Source organism: Mycobacterium sp. NGS40, from assembly GCF_059812735.1.
This window is the reverse complement of the sequence record NZ_JCALDG010000002.1, coordinates 204,842-222,994: the sequence shown is the minus strand read 5'-3', so window position 1 is coordinate 222,994 and position 18,153 is coordinate 204,842. Positions and strand designations below refer to the sequence as shown.

19 protein-coding genes are annotated in these 18,153 nt (G+C 64.6%); 7 read left to right on the top strand and 12 right to left on the bottom strand.

The genetic code is table 11. The features are described from left to right. Nucleotides 1-34: 34 nt before the first annotated feature. Complete coding sequence (locus AC5Y5O_RS04555) at nucleotides 35-625, bottom strand: hypothetical protein (RefSeq protein WP_207768580.1); 591 nt, start codon at nucleotides 623-625, stop codon at nucleotides 35-37. Nucleotides 626-782: 157 nt separating this feature from the next. Here AC5Y5O_RS04555 and AC5Y5O_RS04550 point away from each other — a divergent pair, with 157 nt between their 5' ends. Then, nucleotides 783-1,511 (top strand): 3'(2'),5'-bisphosphate nucleotidase CysQ, encoded by a 729-nt coding sequence (locus AC5Y5O_RS04550; protein WP_096288920.1) that lies wholly within the window; start codon nucleotides 783-785, stop codon nucleotides 1,509-1,511. Nucleotides 1,512-1,596: 85 nt separating this feature from the next. Here AC5Y5O_RS04550 and AC5Y5O_RS04545 read toward each other — a convergent pair whose 3' ends face one another. After that, nucleotides 1,597-2,052, bottom strand: a complete 456-nt coding sequence (locus tag AC5Y5O_RS04545; RefSeq protein WP_096291237.1) for a hypothetical protein — start codon at nucleotides 2,050-2,052, stop codon at nucleotides 1,597-1,599. 280 nt (nucleotides 2,053-2,332) lie between these two features. Here AC5Y5O_RS04545 and AC5Y5O_RS04540 point away from each other — a divergent pair, with 280 nt between their 5' ends. Continuing rightward, nucleotides 2,333-3,361, top strand: coding sequence for an amidohydrolase family protein (locus AC5Y5O_RS04540; RefSeq protein ID WP_096288918.1), 1,029 nt, complete (start codon nucleotides 2,333-2,335; stop codon nucleotides 3,359-3,361). 5 nt (nucleotides 3,362-3,366) lie between these two features. On the opposite strand, the gene AC5Y5O_RS04535 is transcribed toward AC5Y5O_RS04540, so the two are convergent. The 3 genes from AC5Y5O_RS04535 to AC5Y5O_RS04525 form a co-directional block, all read right to left on the bottom strand. Then, complete coding sequence (locus AC5Y5O_RS04535) at nucleotides 3,367-4,272, bottom strand: haloalkane dehalogenase (RefSeq protein WP_096288916.1); 906 nt, start codon at nucleotides 4,270-4,272, stop codon at nucleotides 3,367-3,369. A gap of 396 nt (nucleotides 4,273-4,668) precedes the next feature. After that, nucleotides 4,669-5,868, bottom strand: coding sequence for a MalY/PatB family protein (locus AC5Y5O_RS04530; RefSeq protein WP_096288914.1), 1,200 nt, complete (start codon nucleotides 5,866-5,868; stop codon nucleotides 4,669-4,671). A gap of 36 nt (nucleotides 5,869-5,904) precedes the next feature. Continuing rightward, a complete protein-coding gene (locus AC5Y5O_RS04525) occupies nucleotides 5,905-7,002 on the bottom strand; it encodes an NAD(P)H-dependent amine dehydrogenase family protein (RefSeq protein ID WP_096288912.1) in 1,098 nt (365 codons plus the stop codon). Between the two features lie 332 nt (nucleotides 7,003-7,334). Here AC5Y5O_RS04525 and AC5Y5O_RS04520 point away from each other — a divergent pair, with 332 nt between their 5' ends. Further along, the gene (locus AC5Y5O_RS04520; RefSeq protein WP_500023956.1) at nucleotides 7,335-8,309 is read left to right on the top strand and encodes an LLM class flavin-dependent oxidoreductase; all 975 of its coding nucleotides are present in this window, start codon (nucleotides 7,335-7,337) and stop codon (nucleotides 8,307-8,309) included. Nucleotides 8,310-8,320: 11 nt separating this feature from the next. On the opposite strand, the gene AC5Y5O_RS04515 is transcribed toward AC5Y5O_RS04520, so the two are convergent. Next, nucleotides 8,321-9,106, bottom strand: a complete 786-nt coding sequence (locus tag AC5Y5O_RS04515) for a spirocyclase AveC family protein (RefSeq protein WP_500023954.1) — start codon at nucleotides 9,104-9,106, stop codon at nucleotides 8,321-8,323. Between the two features lie 218 nt (nucleotides 9,107-9,324). Here AC5Y5O_RS04515 and AC5Y5O_RS04510 point away from each other — a divergent pair, with 218 nt between their 5' ends. Together AC5Y5O_RS04510 and AC5Y5O_RS04505 are read left to right on the top strand one after the other, a co-directional pair. Further along, nucleotides 9,325-9,975 (top strand): TetR/AcrR family transcriptional regulator, encoded by a 651-nt coding sequence (locus tag AC5Y5O_RS04510; protein ID WP_243394103.1) that lies wholly within the window; start codon nucleotides 9,325-9,327, stop codon nucleotides 9,973-9,975. 15 nt (nucleotides 9,976-9,990) lie between these two features. Then, nucleotides 9,991-11,193: a cytochrome P450 gene (locus tag AC5Y5O_RS04505; protein ID WP_096288906.1), complete on the top strand. Its 1,203-nt coding sequence runs from the start codon at nucleotides 9,991-9,993 to the stop codon at nucleotides 11,191-11,193. 70 nt (nucleotides 11,194-11,263) lie between these two features. Here AC5Y5O_RS04505 and AC5Y5O_RS04500 read toward each other — a convergent pair whose 3' ends face one another. From AC5Y5O_RS04500 to AC5Y5O_RS04480, 5 genes are all read right to left on the bottom strand, one after another. After that, the gene (locus tag AC5Y5O_RS04500; RefSeq protein WP_096288904.1) at nucleotides 11,264-12,250 is read right to left on the bottom strand and encodes an alpha/beta fold hydrolase; all 987 of its coding nucleotides are present in this window, start codon (nucleotides 12,248-12,250) and stop codon (nucleotides 11,264-11,266) included. A gap of 59 nt (nucleotides 12,251-12,309) precedes the next feature. After that, complete coding sequence (locus AC5Y5O_RS04495; protein ID WP_096288902.1) at nucleotides 12,310-12,828, bottom strand: lipoprotein LpqH; 519 nt, start codon at nucleotides 12,826-12,828, stop codon at nucleotides 12,310-12,312. Between the two features lie 98 nt (nucleotides 12,829-12,926). Then, complete coding sequence (locus AC5Y5O_RS04490; RefSeq protein ID WP_096288900.1) at nucleotides 12,927-13,652, bottom strand: hypothetical protein; 726 nt, start codon at nucleotides 13,650-13,652, stop codon at nucleotides 12,927-12,929. Further along, the gene (locus AC5Y5O_RS04485; protein WP_096288898.1) at nucleotides 13,649-14,527 is read right to left on the bottom strand and encodes an LLM class F420-dependent oxidoreductase; all 879 of its coding nucleotides are present in this window, start codon (nucleotides 14,525-14,527) and stop codon (nucleotides 13,649-13,651) included. The genes AC5Y5O_RS04490 and AC5Y5O_RS04485 overlap by 4 nt, the downstream gene beginning before the upstream one ends. Next, nucleotides 14,524-15,306, bottom strand: coding sequence for an SDR family NAD(P)-dependent oxidoreductase (locus AC5Y5O_RS04480; protein ID WP_096288896.1), 783 nt, complete (start codon nucleotides 15,304-15,306; stop codon nucleotides 14,524-14,526). The genes AC5Y5O_RS04485 and AC5Y5O_RS04480 overlap by 4 nt, the downstream gene beginning before the upstream one ends. A 114-nt stretch (nucleotides 15,307-15,420) precedes the next feature. Here AC5Y5O_RS04480 and AC5Y5O_RS04475 point away from each other — a divergent pair, with 114 nt between their 5' ends. Continuing rightward, nucleotides 15,421-16,008: a TetR/AcrR family transcriptional regulator gene (locus AC5Y5O_RS04475; RefSeq protein ID WP_243394101.1), complete on the top strand. Its 588-nt coding sequence runs from the start codon at nucleotides 15,421-15,423 to the stop codon at nucleotides 16,006-16,008. An 8-nt stretch (nucleotides 16,009-16,016) separates the two neighbouring features. Next, nucleotides 16,017-17,282: a cytochrome P450 gene (locus tag AC5Y5O_RS04470; protein WP_096288894.1), complete on the top strand. Its 1,266-nt coding sequence runs from the start codon at nucleotides 16,017-16,019 to the stop codon at nucleotides 17,280-17,282. On the opposite strand, the gene AC5Y5O_RS04465 is transcribed toward AC5Y5O_RS04470, so the two are convergent. Next, nucleotides 17,223-18,062 carry an alpha/beta hydrolase gene (locus tag AC5Y5O_RS04465; protein WP_096288892.1) on the bottom strand — a complete coding sequence of 280 codons (840 nt, stop codon included), beginning with the start codon at nucleotides 18,060-18,062 and terminating at the stop codon, nucleotides 17,223-17,225. The genes AC5Y5O_RS04470 and AC5Y5O_RS04465 overlap by 60 nt on opposite strands. Nucleotides 18,063-18,153: the final 91 nt, after the last annotated feature.

Genomic DNA, 18,153 nt, shown 5'->3' with positions numbered 1-18,153 from the left:
AGAGCACGTTCGGCGCGTCTCGTTGCCGAGATGTTCAGTTGCAGAACGTGTAGCCGATGAACTCGGTCTGGTGGGTATCGCTGGGCGAGTAGTTGACGAAGTGCACCGCGGGCATCCCTTTGTACTGAGTGTCGATCGGTTGCGCATTGGGCGGCGGGACGTCCTTCGGGAAGGCCATGATCATGTCGCTGAAGATCCTGAGGCCGACCACGCAGATGGCATCCGGACGTGGTTTCTGCGCATTCCACGCATGAACGACAACCGGTTCTGTGAGTTGGGTGCCGGTGGCGCAATTCGGATCGCACAATTTGAAAACGGCGGTTCCGGTCCCGTCGGCGCCCTGCGGTCCCCAAGAACTCCATGACATGTCTTGCAGCGCAACGGCAACGCTCGCGCATCCCAGGACATTGAGCTTTTTCGGACGTGCGCTCGGCTGGACCGACGGGTTGTAACAACCCGGGAGGGCGTAGCTGTCCGGCGGGGCGGGTGGTTGGCTGGTGGACTGGGCCGTCGTGCTGTGTTGGCCCTGGGTCAATTTCACGCCAGCAAAGATCAGCACACCCACCAGTAGAAGGGCCACGACGATGCCGATCGCCGTCAGCCGCCCCCGCGGAATGTGCCGCAACCCGCCCGTCGGAGAGACGTTGCCGCTCACGTTCTCCAGGTTATGTCAGAAGCCGGTGGTGGGTGCCGACTGCGCCAAGCCAGCTGGCACGGTAAATTTGGTCAACGCTACCAACATAGGGAAGTATGAAACTCTCGCGACGGGTTAGGAGTAACCGATGAATGACCACGCACTGGCTGCGCGCTTGGCCACCGAGGCGGGGCAGCTGTTGCTCGGGGTGCGCGAGGAATTCGCCGACGCCGACGCGAGCGATCGGAAAGCGGCGGGGGACAAGCGATCCCATGACTTTCTGATGCAAGCACTCGGCGCTGAACGACCCCAGGACGCCGTGTTGTCCGAAGAGGGCGCCGACGACCCAGTGCGGCTGCGCTCGGAGCGGGTCTGGATCGTCGACCCGCTGGACGGCACGCGGGAATTCTCCGAACTGGGACGCGACGACTGGGCGGTGCACGTCGCGCTCTGGCAGGCCGGTGAGCTGGTCGCCGGCGCCGTGGCGCTGCCGGCCCAGGGTGTCACGTTGGCGACTCCCGACGTGGCCGCCCCGCCCGCCGCCCCGGCCAAGCCGCGCATTGTCGTATCACGAACTCGTCCACCGGCTATCGCGTTGACTGTTCGCGACGCGTTGGACGGCACACTGGTCGAAATGGGTTCTGCCGGAGCTAAAGTCGCGTCGGTCATCCAGGGGCTGTCGGATGTCTACGTACACGCCGGCGGACAGTTCGAGTGGGACTCGGCCGCCCCCGTCGCGGTGGCGCGTGCGGCCGGCTTGCACACCTCCCGCATCGACGGGTCGGCGCTGCTCTACAACCAGGCTGACCCGACGTTGCCTGATGTGGTGGTCTGCCGCCCCGAGCTCGCCGAAGCGGTGCTGGCCGTCACCGGTTAGCGCCGCCGAATTGATGCAGCCCCAGGTGATGTCCGACTGAGGCTGATTATTGCGACCCGCTGTCAGATGAATCTGCCCAACGGTACTACCTGCTGCGGCTTTGCCTTCGGCGCCGACGGCCTTTCGCCTCTTCGGTCCACTCCTTTTCGACGCGTCCGATCTCCAGCGAGAGTTGCATCAGAGTCGGGTTATCGCAGTGGACTTCGTGGGCGGTGCGAAACTTGGCGGCTTCGCCGGTGATCGATAGATGGGGCCGCAGGCCCTCGAACCACTCGTCGCCGACGACGTTGGGCGGGTCGTCGACGCGAGGGCCGCAGGACCACTGTCGGTAGGCATCTCGAGCCCCGGCCAAGCCGCTGCGCCACTGTTGGATCGCTTCGCATCGCTGCGAATGTATCTGGCACCGCATCTGATGCCGGTTGGTGCCGCTTATCGCCATGCCGGGGATCAGGTTGTCGACGGTCGACTTAGCAATGCCCGCGATGCCCATGGCCGAAGCGCCCACGACCGTGCCCATCAGGCCCATCGTCATCATGTCCATTGGCTGATCGTTGCACTCGGGAACCCCCGACAAAAGAAAACTGCCGCATTCGGTGGACACGCCGGCGCTGGTCGCCGCGCCGGATCGGGGGAGTCGATGCCATCGGCACGCCGCGAATGGTTCAATCGGTTGTCCATCGACTTCCTGGGCGGTGCGCGATCATTCCACCGGCAACGTCTGTCCGGGGACCGGCGATCGGCGATGGCGAGGACGTCGCCCCGCACTGTCAGTGCCGAACACCGCGGACCCTTGAGCGCCAATCACGTAAGGAGCAGCAACGATGCGGATCGACACGCACCACCATGCCATCCCATCCTTCTACCGGGACTTGTTACGAAAAGCGGGTGTTGACGAAGCCGGTGGCTGGGCCGTACCGGAATGGAGTCCGGAAAGCTCACTGGTGACGATGGCCGAACTCGGTGTGGCGACGGCAATTCTGTCCGTCTCCACGCCCGGGACCACGATACTTTCCAGCCCCGCCGATGCCGCCGCACTCGCGCGTGACCTCAACGACTACCTGGCTGATTTGGTTGCGGCACAAAGCGATCGGTTCGGGTTTTTCGCGACCATACCGATGCCGCACGTAGGTGAAGCCGTCGACGAGGCCGTCCGTGCACTCGACGATCTACACGCGGATGGTGTTGTGCTCCTGGGCAATAGCGTGGGGACCTACCTCGGCCAAGACGGCCAAGACGATCTTTTTGCCGCATTGGACGAGCGTTCGGCGGTGGTCTTCATCCACCCCAGCGACTTGCCCGGCGCCGCGGTGGCAGGAATTCCGCCATTTGCCGCCGACTTCTTGCTCGACACCAGCCGCGCGGCATTTCTACTGGTCCGCAATCAGATACGCCGCAAGTACCCGAGCATTAAGTTCATCCTGAGCCATGCGGGCGGATTCGTGCCCTATGCCTCGCACCGCATGGCCGTCGCGATCATGGGCGACACCGGCCGCGGCCTGACCGACATCCTGGATGACTTCGCCGGCTTCTACTTTGACACCGCGTTGTCCTCGACCGCCGCGGCGCTGCCGAGCCTGCTCGCGTTCGCGAAGCCCGGGCATGTGACCTTCGGTTCCGACTTTCCCTTCGCACCGACCGCGGCCGCTAAGCTGTTCGCGGCCGGCTTGGAAATCTACCCCGGTCTCGGCGTCGAGGCCCGCACGGCGATCGAGCGCACCAATGCACTGCGACTGTTCCCCCGTCTGGGGACGGCGGCACCGCCGCCCGCGAACTCGGCGGTCGATCAGGTCCGCCACGCGGTCAGCAGAGTCGTCATGCGCGGTATCGCGCGACTAGCCAACACCCGGTGACGGGCTCATAGCAAGGGCTTCTGCCAGGCGAGGACGCGTTCGGCCAGCTCGGGCCCGCTGTCTTCCTGGATGAAGTGACTGGCCCGGATGCGAGCGTGCGGCTGGCCGGTGGCACCGGGGACGTGCTTGATCAGGGGGCGATCCGCCTGCCCCAAGATCGGGTCGCGATCTCCGAAGATGGTCAGGAAGGGTTTCTCCCATCGGCCCAGGGCATCCCAGGCCGCGCGATTGGCCGGAACCGCCGGATCGTCGGGTGACGTCGGCACCAACTGCGGAAAAGCCCGGGCCCCGGCTTGATACGTCTTGTCCGGAAAGGGCGCGTCATAACCGGCCCGCACCTTGGGTGGGACCCTGCGGACGGTGCCCGCCGCGACGATGCGACCGGCGGGCAGCATGGGGGAGTAGCGCGCGAACGCCCGCCACGCCAGAAATCCCGGCGAGGGCTTGCGCTGGGCGGCAGGCAGAAAGCCGTTGGCCACGACGATCCGCGCGATCCGCTCGCCCTGCTCGGCGGCGATGCGCAGACCGATCAGTGATCCCCAGTCCTGGACGAACAGCGTGACTTCCTTCAGGCGGAGACGCTCGAACCACGCCGTCACCCACTCGACATGGCGCAGGTAGGTGTAATCCTCGATCCGGCTGGGCTTGTCGGAGCGGCCAAAGCCGATCAGATCGGGCGCGAGTACCCGATTACCCGCGTCAACCAGCGGCGGAATCATCGTGCGGTACAGGTAGCTCCAGGTGGGCTCGCCGTGCAGCAGCACGATCGGCGGGCCGTCGGCCGGCCCCTCGTCGAGAAAGTGCATGCGCACCGGCGGAGAATCGCTCGCCGTCACGTCAATGTAATTCGCTACGAACGGATAGCCTTCCAAGTTTTCGAATCGGGAGTCCGGGGTTCGCAGCACATCCATATTCAGCTCCTCCGGTGAACGGGCACCCCTGCTAGCCTCTCTCCGCTACGCCACTTCGTCCAGTACGAAATTTGGAGAACCTGGCAGGTCACTAAACTAGCGAATTTATGGCCATCCGGCGCGGCGTTCGGCTGATCGTGGACATCAGCGGCTACCCGGGCTCGGTGCATTGGACCGGATGCCTGTGTCGGAGTGTGTGTTGATAACAGTCGTCGTCATCGAAGCGTCCTGCCGCTGACGCACCAGCGGATGGGAGAACCGCTGCCTGCAAAAGGTGGCTTGCCCGGACGCCTCGGTGCCAAGGCGAGGTTCGTTGCCCGTCATGCTGAGCTTCCGCAACTTGGGCCGCGAAACCCTGGAATTCGTCTTATAGTCGAAAGGCGTTGTCGCGCAGTGTTACTGGGCGTCAACGAGTGCACGGCCCATGCGTGACACGGCCTCGGTGAGAATTGCTTGCGAGGTAGCGAAATTTAGCCGCACGTGGCCGGCTCCGCCACTACCGAACACATGGCCGGAGCTGAGCGCGACACGGGCGTGGTCAAGAAACCAGCGTGCCGGCCCGGACAGGTCGGCGACCACGGCGAGGCCGTTGTCGGCATCCTCGGTGAAGCCGAGACGCCGGCAATCGAGCCACGCCAGGTAAGTGCCCTGTGTGCCTTGATATTTCACTTGTGGAAGGTGTTCGGCGACCAGGTCGCCCAGTAACGTCCGATTGGCGTCCAGACCCCGCAGCAGCGCGTCGAGCCACTCGTCGCCGGTCCGGAAGGCTTCCGCGTGCGCGATGACGCCCAGGTGGCTCGGCCCGTGGCTGACCTCTTCCGGCATCCGCTGCAGATCCGCCGCCGCCTCCGGCCCGGCGATGGCCAGGGCCGCCTTGAGCCCAGACAAGTTCCATGCCTTCGAGGCGGAGGTCAGGGCGAACGCGTCCTCGGCGCCCGGAACGCTCAGGTACGGCGTGAAGCGCGATCCCGCCAGGATCACTGGTGCGTGAATCTCGTCTGCGACCACCCGCACTCGCGATCGCCGGGCGCATTCGGCCACCCCGCGCAACTCGTCGACGGTGTGAACTGTGCCCGTCGGATTGTGCGGATTGCACAACAAGTACGCGACCTTGCGGCCCGACGCGCGCGCCCAAGTAAACGCTTCCTCCAACACGTCCAACGCAATTCGGCCCTCAGGATCGAGCGGCGCCTCGATCACCCGCCGGCCCGAGTGCGACACGAACGCGTAGAACGGCGCGTACACCGGGGGATTGACGACGACCGCATCGCCGGGGTCGGTGATAAGCCGCAGTGTCTCAACGATTCCGAGCATGACGTCTGGGACGATCGTCGTACGGCTGACTTCGAGGTCGTGCCATTGCCAACGGCGCGAAGCGAATTCACCGACGGCCTCGGCGAGTGCGGTGCCCGACGGATAGCCGGTGTCGCCGATGTCAATCGCCGCGTGCAGGGCCTCGGCGACGGTTGGCGGCAGTTTGACGTCCATCTCGGCAACCCACAGCGGCAGGACGTCGGCGGGATGCGCGCGCCACTTCATGCTGGTGCGCAACCGCAGTTGTCCCAGCGTGAGTTCCTCGAGTGGATTGACCGTCATTCCCGCCAGACTAAGCCGCGGGTGCCGCGCGCCGGCTCAGCCGGTCACAAACGCGCCCTTGGGGATCGTCAACGGCAAGTCGATTGAACTCAACAATCCGGGCTCGGCGGCGACGACATAGGGCACGGCGTTGACGACGCGCATGGCGGTGGCGACCATGGCGCCCGCGCCCGAGGTCATGCCCCCGATGCCGGCCTGCCGCGGATCCTTCAGCGTGGCCGCGAGCGTGCAGTCGATATCGGGATCACCACTGATCTGGACGCGGTAGGACAGGTCGCCGATGCCTTCCGGCCAGTCCGGGGCGACGTCGTGTGCCAGTCGCGTGACGTGCTCGATGATGATGGCTTCGCGGCCGTCGACGATCCCGGTGGCCCGCATACGCAGCGCGCCGCACGTACCCGCCTCGACGGTTCCCATCGCGACCTCCAGCGTCCGGTTGGTGACCGCGCGGTCGAAATGCTCACGGACTTCCTGGACTTCGACTCCCAGCGCGTCGGCGATCAACCGGATCTGCCCCTGCCATTCGCCTGCGATCGCGCCCGGGAAGCCGATCCACGGCTGGTAGTCGAGCGGCCGTCCGAAGCCCAACGCGTCGCTCATGATGTCGGGCACGCCGTAGTCGTCGTACAGGCCGATCTCCCACGCGTGAATCTTGTCGATGGACGACGACTGCGTGGACAACACCAACGGCAGATAGTCGGCGGCGAAGCCCGGCTCGATCCCCGAGGCGTAGAGCGACGCCTGGCCCTGCTTGGCCGCGGCGACCAACTGGTCGCGCCACTCGGCAGGTTCGTACGCGTGTGGATTGACCAGGCGCGTCGTGCTCGTCGTGACCACGTTGATTCCGGCCTCGAGCAGCCGGACGTAGTCGGGGATGGCCAGGGCGTCGCGTTCCGGGCCGCTGGCCGCGTAGATCACGCAATCCGGCTTGGACGCGATCAGCGCATCGGCGTCAGTGGTGGCCCTCAGGCCGATCGGCTCACCGTTGGCGAGTTCGCCGGCGTCCTTGCCGTCTTTCTCCGGGGAGTGCACCCACACCCCGACCAATTCCAGGTTGGGGCGCCGATCGATCGCGCGGATGGCGATCGAACCGATTCCGCCCGTTGCCCAAACCACTACCCGCTGAGCCGTCATCTCGTTCCTCCTCAGTTGCGTGCGCGATGAAAGCCGAGGCGGCCGTTGCCCTTACGCCGGCAGTTACCCAACGTTCGAACGGAAGCTAACAGCCGCGAGCCAGCACGGTCAAGGGTTTAAGAGAGTAAGTACTATCCTAAAGAACAAATCTTAGGTTATGTGCGCATGGGCTGAGAATCCGGACCAAGCGGGCAGCGAGAGTGAATCCGACGACGCTGCGACGGCGTGTCGCGTCGCAGGATTCACACTCGGCGCCGACCACGCTGCCGCTTTACGCCTTCGACTGAACGTGTAACGTGCATCACAACGTTTAGGCCAGCTAGGAGTTAGCCGTGTACACACTGCGCTTCGACATGCGCGACCCCGAGTGGGCCGCGCCCCCAGCGGATCTCTATGCCGCGGCGCCCGAGATGTGCGCGTGGGCCGAGGATCACGGCGGTCTGGCCGCCGTTCTCTGCGAGCACCACGGCTCCGATGACGGCTACCTGCCGTCCCCGTTCTTGCTGGCCTCAGCGGTGGCCGCGCGAACGCAACGGCTGGCGCTGAGCCTGATCCTTATCCTGCCGTTTTATGAAACCGTGCGCCTGGCCGAGGACATGGCGGTGCTCGACATCATCAGCAACGGGCGCGCGTCGTACATCCTGGCGCTGGGTTACCGGCCCGAAGAGTTCGAGCACTTCGGCGTGCCGATCAAGAAGCGCGGCCGCGTCTGCGACGAGAAACTGTTGCTGTTACGGCGACTGCTGGCCGGTGAAACGGTCGAGGAGGACGGACGGCGCATCACGGTGACGCCGCGGCCACTGACCGCTGGCGGGCCGGGATTGATGTGGGGCGGTGGAACGGTGGCCGCGGCCCGTCGTGCCGGTCGATACGGGCTGGGCATGCTCGGCAATGCAAACGAGCCCGGCATGCAGGAGGCCTACGAGCAGGCCTGCCGTGAGTACGGCCATCAGCCCGGTCCGACGATGTTTCCCGACCGCAACACCCCGTCGGTCGTCTTCGTCGCCGACGATCTGGACCGGGCGTGGAAGGAGATCGGGGAGCATCTGCTGCACGACGTGCAGACCTATGCGGCGTGGAATCCCGGGGACGAGACGACGGCGGGTTTCTCGCACGTGAAGACGGTCGACGAGCTGCGCGCCAATCCCACGTCGCACATCATTATCTCTGTGCCGGAAGCAATTTCGCGGGTCCGTGCCGGTCAGGTGCTCAACTTGTCGCCGTTGTGCGGCGGGCTGTCGCCCGACATCGCGTGGCGGTATCTCAAACGGGTGGGCGAAGAGGTGCTGCCCGAGGCGCTGGGCTGACGGCTACCCGCTCACTGGGGTTGGTTCGGTACCCCCGGGTACAGCTGCTCGGTCGGGCCCGCGGTCACATAGCCGCCCAGCTTCGTAATGAGATGCGGCGCAAAGACCGCGCCGTACACCAGGTGTCCGACGACGATGACGGCCACGACGGACAACGCCGCGGACTGCCCCCGGCTCTTGGATCTTGCGTCGGCCCACATATCGATGACGTTGCGTCCTTGTTCATCGGTGCGGCCGAGCAAATAGGTGAAGACCATCATCTGGATGCCCATCGCGAGCGAGTCGTACAGCGGGTACTGGTGCTTGGTCCCCTCGAAGATCGCCAGGCCGGGGATCACGTAGCCGTAGTAGAAATTTCCGAGCTGGGCTCCGGTGAACCCGTTGAAAAACAGTGCCCAGCAGAACCCGACGACGAGGCCGACCACCAGAAGAGTAATAGGCTTGCGCCAGTTGAACTTTGCGCTCAGCTGGCGTCCCAGGGCCGCCGCGGTGACGGCGGGAATGATGAAGTAGGAGACGTAGCCGATCGGCACTGCCAACGGCAACCCGCCCCACGTCACGTTCAGCGGCCACCAGGACGGCATGCGGGGCAGCCCCGGCGGGAATTGTGCGTACATCGCCCAGTCGTAGGGTGACTCGATCCACGAGAACGAGATCGCCGAAATGCCCAGCAACAACAGCGGATGGATGCGGCGGCAACGGTAGCTCAAATAGCTGCCGATCACCAGGAAGGTGATGCTCGCCGCGTAGGAAAAGTACTGAGCCCCGGCCATCACCGGCGTCATCCCGGTGTTCACTGGCGGCCCTTTTCGCCGGGCGCGCGCCGGGCCTCGGGATCGAAGCGGAGTACCAGCCCGAAAATCAGGATGATCAGGCCGAACAGCGTGCCTAGCATGATGACAGCGCCCATGGTGTCACCCTTTCGATGATGCGCCTTTTTAAGGTAGTGGATACTATCTTATCGGGATAGTGGATACTATCCCCACGGCGGTGGGTTATGGAGGAGTGGACATCGGTGCCCCAGCGAGCGACTAAGCGGTCGATACCGGCAACGGTGGTGCGTCGGCCCCGCGGAGAGCCGCGCAGGCTGCTGCTCGACGCCGCCCGGGCACTGTTCGCCGGCCAGGACTATCGCAGCACCACCACGCGTGAGATCGCTCAGGCCGCCGGTGTCACTGAGCACCTGCTGTTCCGCAATTTCGGCTCGAAGGCGGCGCTGTTCCGCGAGGCACTCGTCGTGCCCTTCGTCAGCTTCGTCGACGAATTCGGCAAGACCTGGCAGTCGGTGGTCCCCGAGGAGACCGACGAGCAGGAGCTGACTCGGCTTTTCGTATCGCAGCTCTACGACGTGTTCGTCGAACACCAGGGTCTGCTGCTGACGCTGATGGCGGCCGAAAATCTCAGCGACGAGGAAAAGACCGACGCCGGCATCGCCGAGATCCGCAGGGCGGTCACGGTGCTCGGCCAAATCAGCGTCGAGGGAATGCAATTGCGCGGGTTGCGGTCCGACCACCCCGACTTGCCGGCCCACTCCACGGTTTCGATGATCGCGGGGATGGCCGCACTGCGTTCGACCTACTTCGGGGACACGCCGCCCCCGCGGGAGGTGATCGTTGAAGAACTCGTCCAAGCGCTCTTGCACGGCTTCTTGCACCGCAACGACTGAGTTAGGGATCCGACTATGACAAGCGCCAATGCCGTCGAGTTGTATTACGACCCATTCGATGTCGAGATCGACTCGAACCCGTATCCGGTGTGGAAGCGCATGCGTGAAGAAGCGCCGCTGTACTACAACGAAAAATACAACTTCTACGCGCTGAGCCGATACGACGACGTCGTTCGCGAACTGCCGAACTGGGAGACGTACCGCTCCGGCCGGGGCACCACCGCCGATATCTTGTTCGCGAATATCGAAGTGCCACCGGGCATCCTGTTGTTCGAGGATCCTCCGCTGCACGATCTGCACCGCAAGCTGCTGTCCCGTGTCTTCACGCCCAGGCGGATGTTGGCCGTCGAGTCGATGGTGCGGGGATTCTGCATCCGCGAGTTGGACCCCCTGGTCGGCGGGAGCGGGTTCGATTTCATCGCGGACCTCGGCGCGATGATGCCGATGCGAACCATCGGCTATCTGTTGGGCATCCCCGAAGAGGATCAAGAGAAGATCCGCGACCGCAGCGTCGCCAACATCGAATTGTCCAAGGACAGTGACCCGGCTGCCGTGGATGCGAACGTCTTCGCGAATTCCATCGCGCTATTCGCCGAATACATCGAATGGCGGGCCAGTCATCCGTCCGACGACCTGATGACCGAACTGCTGCGCGCCGAGATCGACGAGCCGGACGGGACGCGCCGACCCCTGTCGCGGACCGAGGTGCTGGCCTACACCGCGATGATCGCCGGCGCCGGTAACGAAACCACTGCTCGCTTAATCGGTTTCATGGGACAGCTGTTGTCGGATCACCCTGATCAACGCCGTGAGCTCGCCGCGGACCCGGCACTGATCCCCGGCGCGATCGAGGAGACACTGCGCTACGAGCCGCCGTCGCCGGTGCAGGCCCGCTATGTCGCACGCGATGCCGAACATTATGGTCGCGTGGTTCCCGAGGGGTCGTTCATGCTGCTGCTGAACGCATCCGCCAACCGCGACGAAAACCATTTCACGGATCCGGATCGCTACGACATCCACCGCCGCGGAAGCCATCTCAGCTTCGGGCAGGGCCTGCATTTCTGTTTGGGCTCGGCACTGGCCAGGTTGGAAGCGCGGGTGGCCTTCGAAGAGGTCCTCAAACGCTGGCCGGATTGGGAAGTCGACTACGCGAACGCCCAACGGGCGCATACGGCGAGCGTGCGCGGCTGGGCACGCTTGCCCGTCGTTACCGGCTGATCAGCGCCGAATGTGCGGCTGGCAGCACACCCGAGCGCGAACATGCGGCTGGCCGCACAGTCGCGGCAGCCTACAGGCTTTGATCCACCAGCACGGCGCCGTCGGGCTGGTTCCCGAGGGTGTGCAGCGGAATGTCCTCGTCCTGGACCGTCATCAGGACAATCTGGGCCAATTGTCGTGCGGCGTCGCATTGCACGTAGTGGTCGGCACCCGGCACCACCCAATAGCGATTACGTCCGGGCTTGGCCTTGAGGTACGTCTGCCACACGTGGTTCGGGACGCGCAGCGGCGCGACGTTGTCGTGCAGTCCCCACACCACGGTGGTGTTCACGTCGCTGGTGGAAAGTGCTTCCAGCCAACTGGTTTCGTCAGCGGCACGCTCGTGCAGATATTGGATGGTGTCCGGCAGCACCCGGATTCCGTCGTTATGGGCAAAACACTTGGCCAGAGCGTCGATTTCGGGATCGGCCAATTTCCTTCTCGGCATGAAGGTGCTGGCCCCCATGCCGGCCGCCAGCGTCTCCGGTGTGGTCGCCGCCGCGGTGGCTCGCCCCGTTTCAGGATCCAGCAGCGCGGTCTGGAACAGTGTCAGGTTCGCCAGCGGGAGGTAGATGTTGGCGTTGGTCAAGATGAGGTCGAGAGGGGCCACCGGCGGGTCCAACGCCGCCAACATGCCCAGCGCGATCATGCCAACACTGCTGCCTCGATCATGGGTGAGCATGCGAAATTCGGTCAGCTGCCACACTTCGGTGATCGCGTGCACCAGCAGACGGGCATCGTCGTACAACGAATAGACGTACGGCTCCGGGGGTTTGTCCGACAATCCGTAACCCGGAAAATCCAACAGGTAGATATCGAAGTCGGAACTCAGCTCGTGCGCCAGCTCGAAGTAGTCGATGCTCGACGTCGGAAACCCATGAACGAGCACGAGTGGCGGTGCCCCAGCCGTGCCGCAGCGGCGACTGAACACCCCCACTTCCTGCCCGTCGTTGGCGGCCGTAGTCGAGCGCCAGCGAAGTTCGGTCCCGCCCTTTTGCCACTCCGCGAAGATGTCCAAGATGCCAGCATCTCAGAGGCGATCGTGGTTAGACAACCGATGTTTCGCGAATCGGGCGCTCACGGGCAAGTTAGGTGTATCCCGAATGTGATCTGTCGCATACCGGTTTGGCCTGGCATGGTCCCCTGACCATTGCCCGTGATCGTGTAATTCGGGCCGTCTTTGGCGACCATCACCTGGTTGACGGATTGGGTGGGTTGATAGGGCAGTTGGTACTCGCCGTTTCCGACTTTCAGCGAAATCGAAAAGCCGTCAACGCTGGGCGGCTTCTCGTCCGAGAGCGCGAAGGACAGCGACGCCGAATCGTCGTGGACGCTGATTCGCGTCGTCAGGTCGCCCGATTCCGGCGGCGTTGCATGCGGCGCCGAGGCCGAGCTGGTGCAGCTGACTTGGGAGGTGATCGTGTGGGTGTGCTGGTCCAGCATCAAGATTGTGTGCGACGGAGGCGGACTTGAGCTCGTCGGCGACGCGGGCTTGCTGCCGTTGTTCGAACAGCCCGGCAGGCCCACCGCCAACACGACCGCGCCGAGCCCGGCAACACCGCGGCCGATTCGCCGCCGGGCGTCCGGATTCTTCATCGCAAGTCCTCCTAGAGGTCTTTCTCCGAAGGCGCGCACCGCGCCGTGCCTACCGTAGCCGCGAAGCCGCTGTTCAGCGCGTGCCGGCCCCCAACGGGCTACGGCCAGGCTTCCCACTGGATCATTGTGCGCAGCGGGCCGGCGAAAACGGGACGCACCGCCCCGGTTCGCCAACGTTCTTCGACGAGCGGTGCGAGGGTCTTTGTGGTGCTCAGCGGATCCCCGTCGAGGTAAACGACGGTGATGTATTGGTGGTCGGCTCGCCATCCCCGGGGTAAATGGCTCCATCCGGTACTCGAACCGAATGTCCAGGCGCCCGCGGTGCCCGGGGTGGCGAGCAACGCCGGAAAGTGTTCGGCGTGCAGCCATTGCAGCCATTCGTTCGAACGGCCGTCGGTGGGCTCCTCGACGATGAACAGGACTCCGCGGTGCGGGCGGAACGGAACGACCTCAGCGGAAACGAGCGCCTGCGGCGCGCAGTGCCACTGCAGCAGCCGCAGTCCCGCGATTTGCAGTAACGGCCGTGCGACAGGGAAGCGACCGTTCTCGCGCAATTCACGGCCGAGCGCCACGAAGTCGTCGAATGTTTCTTCGACGGGGTCGCTGACCAGATAGTGCACGACGTTGCCGACCTCGCCCAGTGGTCCGGCCGCCGCGAGACGATGGTTGAGGTACTCGCCGTCTGCTATCCAGCGCAATCCGTACACGATGCCCGGGAGTTGATACTGCTCCGGCATGTGATCGAGCAGATGCCAACGCAGATAACCGCTTTCGTCGTCTGCCGGCGCGGTGAGGCTGAAAATGCCTGCCTTGACTCGGTTCATGCGACGCCGCCCGGGGGATGGAGTTCGGCGAGAGCGTGCAGGTTCTCCAGATAGTGCTGCACCGACGTATGGGTGAACCAGGTGGTGACGGTGGTGGCGCCGTGGGCGGCGGTGTCGGCGAGTATCTCGCGGGTGCGTTCAGGGTCGTTGATCGGGTCCAGCGGCGCCGGCGGCGGAAGCACTACCTCGAAGCCGGCCGGAAGTTCGAAGCGGCCCAGCCATTCTCGGCTCTGCTGCAACGTCACGTTGAAGGGAGACCACCCGTCGGCCAGGGTGACGGCGCGGCGCAGTGATCGCAACGTGCGTCCCCCGATCCAGATCGGGACATGGGCCTGAACCGCGCACGGGTCGACGACCATGCCGTCGAACGAATAGAACTCACCGTGGTAGGCGGGTTCTGAAACCGACAGGGACGCGCGCAGCGCTCGCAGCGCGTCGTCGCCGCGCGGTCCGCGGTCGTCGAAAGGGGCGCCGAGCAGGTCGAATTCCGCTTTGAGACTGCCAACGCCGACGCCGAGGATGAGCCGGCCATTGCTGAGCTTGTCCAACGTGCCATAGCGCTTGGCGATTTCGAGCGGGTGGTGGTAGGCGAGGACTAACACGTTGGTGGCCAACCGGATCCGCTGCGTGCGCGCGGCCAGGTAGCCCAGCGTCGCCAGCGGATCCCAGTACCGCATACCCCGGCGCTGACGTTCCACTGCCGGCAGCGCGATGTGCTCGCTACAGTTCAGGTGGTGATAGCCCAACCGGTCTGCGGTCTCGGCGATCTGAGCCAGGTCCTCGATCGAAGCATCCTGCTCCCAGGCCGCGCTGGCGCCGGGCACCGTGATCACGACCGGTGTGGATAACGACAGCTTCACGGATGGGGTGCTCATCCCTGCATGTACCCTCCGGCGTCGACGGGGATTGATTGCCCGGTGATGGTTCGGCTCTCGTCGCTGGCCAAGAACAACGCCAGGTTGGCCACATCGTCGGGTGACGAAATATCGCGCAGAGCGACGCCTTTGAGTGACTTCGCGCGCACGGCCTCGACCTCGAGGCCCTGCTCGTCGGCGGTGCGCTGTAACCAATTGCGATATAGATCCGTATCGATCGCGCCCGGCACGATGCAATTGCAGCGGATGCCGTGCGGACCGACTTCGAGGGCAACGGTCTTGGTGAAGGCACGCAGTGATGCCTTCGCGGTGACGTAATGGGTTTTGCGGACGATGCCGTTGTAGCCCGCGGTAGAGGAGAAATTCAGGATGACTCCGCTGCGACGTTGCAGCATCGACTGGTTGAGCACTTCGCGGGTGCACAGCATCGCCGCGGTGACATCGATGGCGATCGTGGCATTCCAGTTGTCGAGCGTCTGCTCCCAGATCCAGTGGTCTTTGCCCGGCGCGGCGGCGTTGTTGCACAGGATGTCGACGTGCCCGAACTCGTCGACCGCGCGCGCCACCATGGCGGCGACGTCGTCCTCGTCGGTGACGTCGGCCCGCATCGCGATCGCGCCGGACCCGGCCGCCGCCGCGGCCTCGCGGACCAGCTCCTCACGTCGCGCGGCGAGCAGTACCCGCGCGCCTTCGCGGACAAACACCGAACCGAGGACTGGGCCCAGGCCGGTGCTTGCCCCGGTGATAATCGCCACCTTGCCCGCTAACCGGCCCGTCATTGGGCAAATATTACATAGCGGATTCATTGGTTACGGCACCCCGATACCGGGTAAATTCGAACGGTGCTCGAATCGCTTTTTAACGACGATCGAAACTGATGGAGGAATGACGTAGTGGTAGCAACCGGCACTCCGGCCGCCGTGCCGTCGGGCGCACGCCGCGCCTACGGCGGTCTTGATCGCGATGAGGTGGTGGTCGCGCTGCGGGACTTGGCGAAGCGGGTGGGCGTGCAGCGTGTGACGATGCGCGAGCTGGCCGCTGAACTCGGCGCGGCCGTGCCCTCGGTGTACTACCACGTCCCCAGCAAGCAGACCGCGCTCGAGCTCGTTGCCGAGTCCGTACTCGCGGAAATCCCGGTCCCGGAAGGGGGACGATGGGACAAACGGCTGGTCGAGCTCTATTGTGCCGCCAGGGAGATGATTCTCGGAGTCCCCGGTGTCGCGAGCATCCTGCAGACCAGCGCCGGGAACGAGCCCGCCCGCCGTCTCGATCGACACAGCCGGGCCCTGCTCGCCGAGGCGGGCCTCACTAAACCCGCTGCGGCCGCGGCTCATACGGTCTTGTACACCTACCTGCTGGGCTCGATTGCCCTGGAAGAGACCCGCTCCGGCGACGCCACGCCCCGCGTCAAACGCCAGCTGGCCACCCATTTTCGCGCCGGACTGGATGTGATCGTCGCCGGAATCAAGGCGTCGTCCTAGGTGCCTTGATGAGCATTCCCAAGCCGAATGTGTTGGGGTCCCTGGTCGTCGAGAATCAGCAGACCGCTTACGATCGGGATGCCGCGGCGGTGCTCGATCCCGACACCTTCGTCGCCGGCGCCCCATTCGACGCGTTGGCCCGGTTACGGGCCGGCTCACCGGTGCACCCGGTGCAGTTACCGGGCCTGCCCAGGGCGTGGCTGCTCACCAAGCACGCCGATGTGCGACTCGTCAGCCGCGACACCGATACCTTCACCAGCAGCAAGGGCAACACCCTTGTGGAGGTCGAGGCGGCACCCGACTCGGCGCTGCTGCCCGGCATCGACCCACCACGTCACGTGCTGTACCGCAAGTTGATCAACCAGGGCTTCACCGTCCGCAATGTGCAGCGCCTGGAACCACGCATGCGTAAGGTCGCCCAAGACATCGTCGCCGATATCACCGCCAAGGGTGAATTCGACGCCGTTACAGACATTTCCGCGGAAATGTCGCTACAGGTGATTGCCGATGTGCTCGGGGTACCCGCCGCAGACCGGATGGAGGTTTTCCGTTGGAGCAATGCCATCGGAAGCCTTGGCATCGAAGATCCCGACTACGCTCCGACTCCGCAAGCCCTTGGGCAGGCTGCAGCCGAAATGTTTTCCTACTGCGGCGAACTGGTGGCCCACCGGCGCAAATACGGGCTCACCGAGGACATCTTGTCGGCGCTGCTGGCCGCGGAGGTCGACGGCGAAAAGCTGAACCGCGACCAGCTGAACGAGTTCTTCCTGCTGCTCGCGATCGCCGGCAACGAAACCACCCGCAATACCCTGAGCCACGGGGTGTTGGCGCTCTCAGAGCACCCGGAGCAGCAGGCCCTGCTTGCCCGTGATCGCGAGGCGGTCAAGCCTGCCGTGGAGGAACTGCTGCGCTGGGCCTCACCGGTCATGCATTTTCGTCGTACCGTCACCCGTGACGTCGAAATCCGTGGCTGGCACATTCCCGCCGGCGATTGGGTATTGCTGCATTACCTGTCGGCCAATCGCGACGAGGAGGTGTTCGATCGGGCGGGCGAATTCGACGTCACTCGCCCGGACGCCGGTCACGCCGCGTTCGGTGGCGGGGGAGTGCACTTCTGCCTCGGCGCTCAGCTCGCCCGGCTGGAACTGCGCGTCATGCTCGAAGAGTTGTACCCAAATGTGCCGGGCCTGACGGTCACTGGGCCCCCCGACCGATTACGCTCGTCGTTCTTCCACGGCATCAAGCGCCTGCCGTGCAGTACGCGGGGCGGTTAGGCCTTCCAGCCACGCGTGAATTCGTGCGGCCACCAGGGCCCATTCGGGCTCGACCATCATGTTGTGGCCCATGTTGGCAAAGATCTCTGCTGTGGTGCCGTAGGCCCGTGCGGTCTGATGCACTTCGCGCGGGGTGAAACACCCGTCGTCTTCGGCGCCCAGGACCAACACCGCAGTGTTGACCCGCTCAGGTTTGGGCAGGTCGAGGAACAACATATCGAGGAACCATCTGCCCGCATATTCTTCGCCCAGCGGTGCGGTGTAGCGCACCACGTCGGCTTCCGGGGTGTATCGCGAATAGAACTGCTCGCGGGCTAATTTCGGTGTGCCACCTACGCCGTGTAATGACTTGGTGGTCAACAGAGTTCGTGCGGTATGCCACGGATGCCGCCTGCCGAGGCGCAGCATGAATCCGGTGACCCCGCTGGGCGGTGCGGAGGCGAGCAACACGGCGGCTGGAGCGTCGTGTGACTCCAGGTACTTCTGGACCACGAACCCACCCATCGAGTGGCCGACCACGATCGGCGGGGTCGGCAAGTCGTTGGCAACGGACGCGACATCGTCGACGTAATCAGCGATCGAACAGAGTAGATTCCGCTTCGGCTCAGCGCTCTTGCCGTGGCTGCGAAGGCTTACCGCGAGCGACCGATAGCCCTGTTCGGCGAAGAAGTCCAAGAAGTACTCGTCCCAATACCACGCGCCGTGCCAGGCGCCGTGGACGAAGAGCACCGGCGGTTTCCCGGAATCGCGGCCCGGTCCCTTTTCAATCACCTCAAGCATGGGCAGACTCCTTTGTCGCGCCCTGAGACTAGCTTCTGGCCGCCCGTGACGAGCGGAAAAGGCGATAATGGTGGGTGCCGCCGAACCTGAG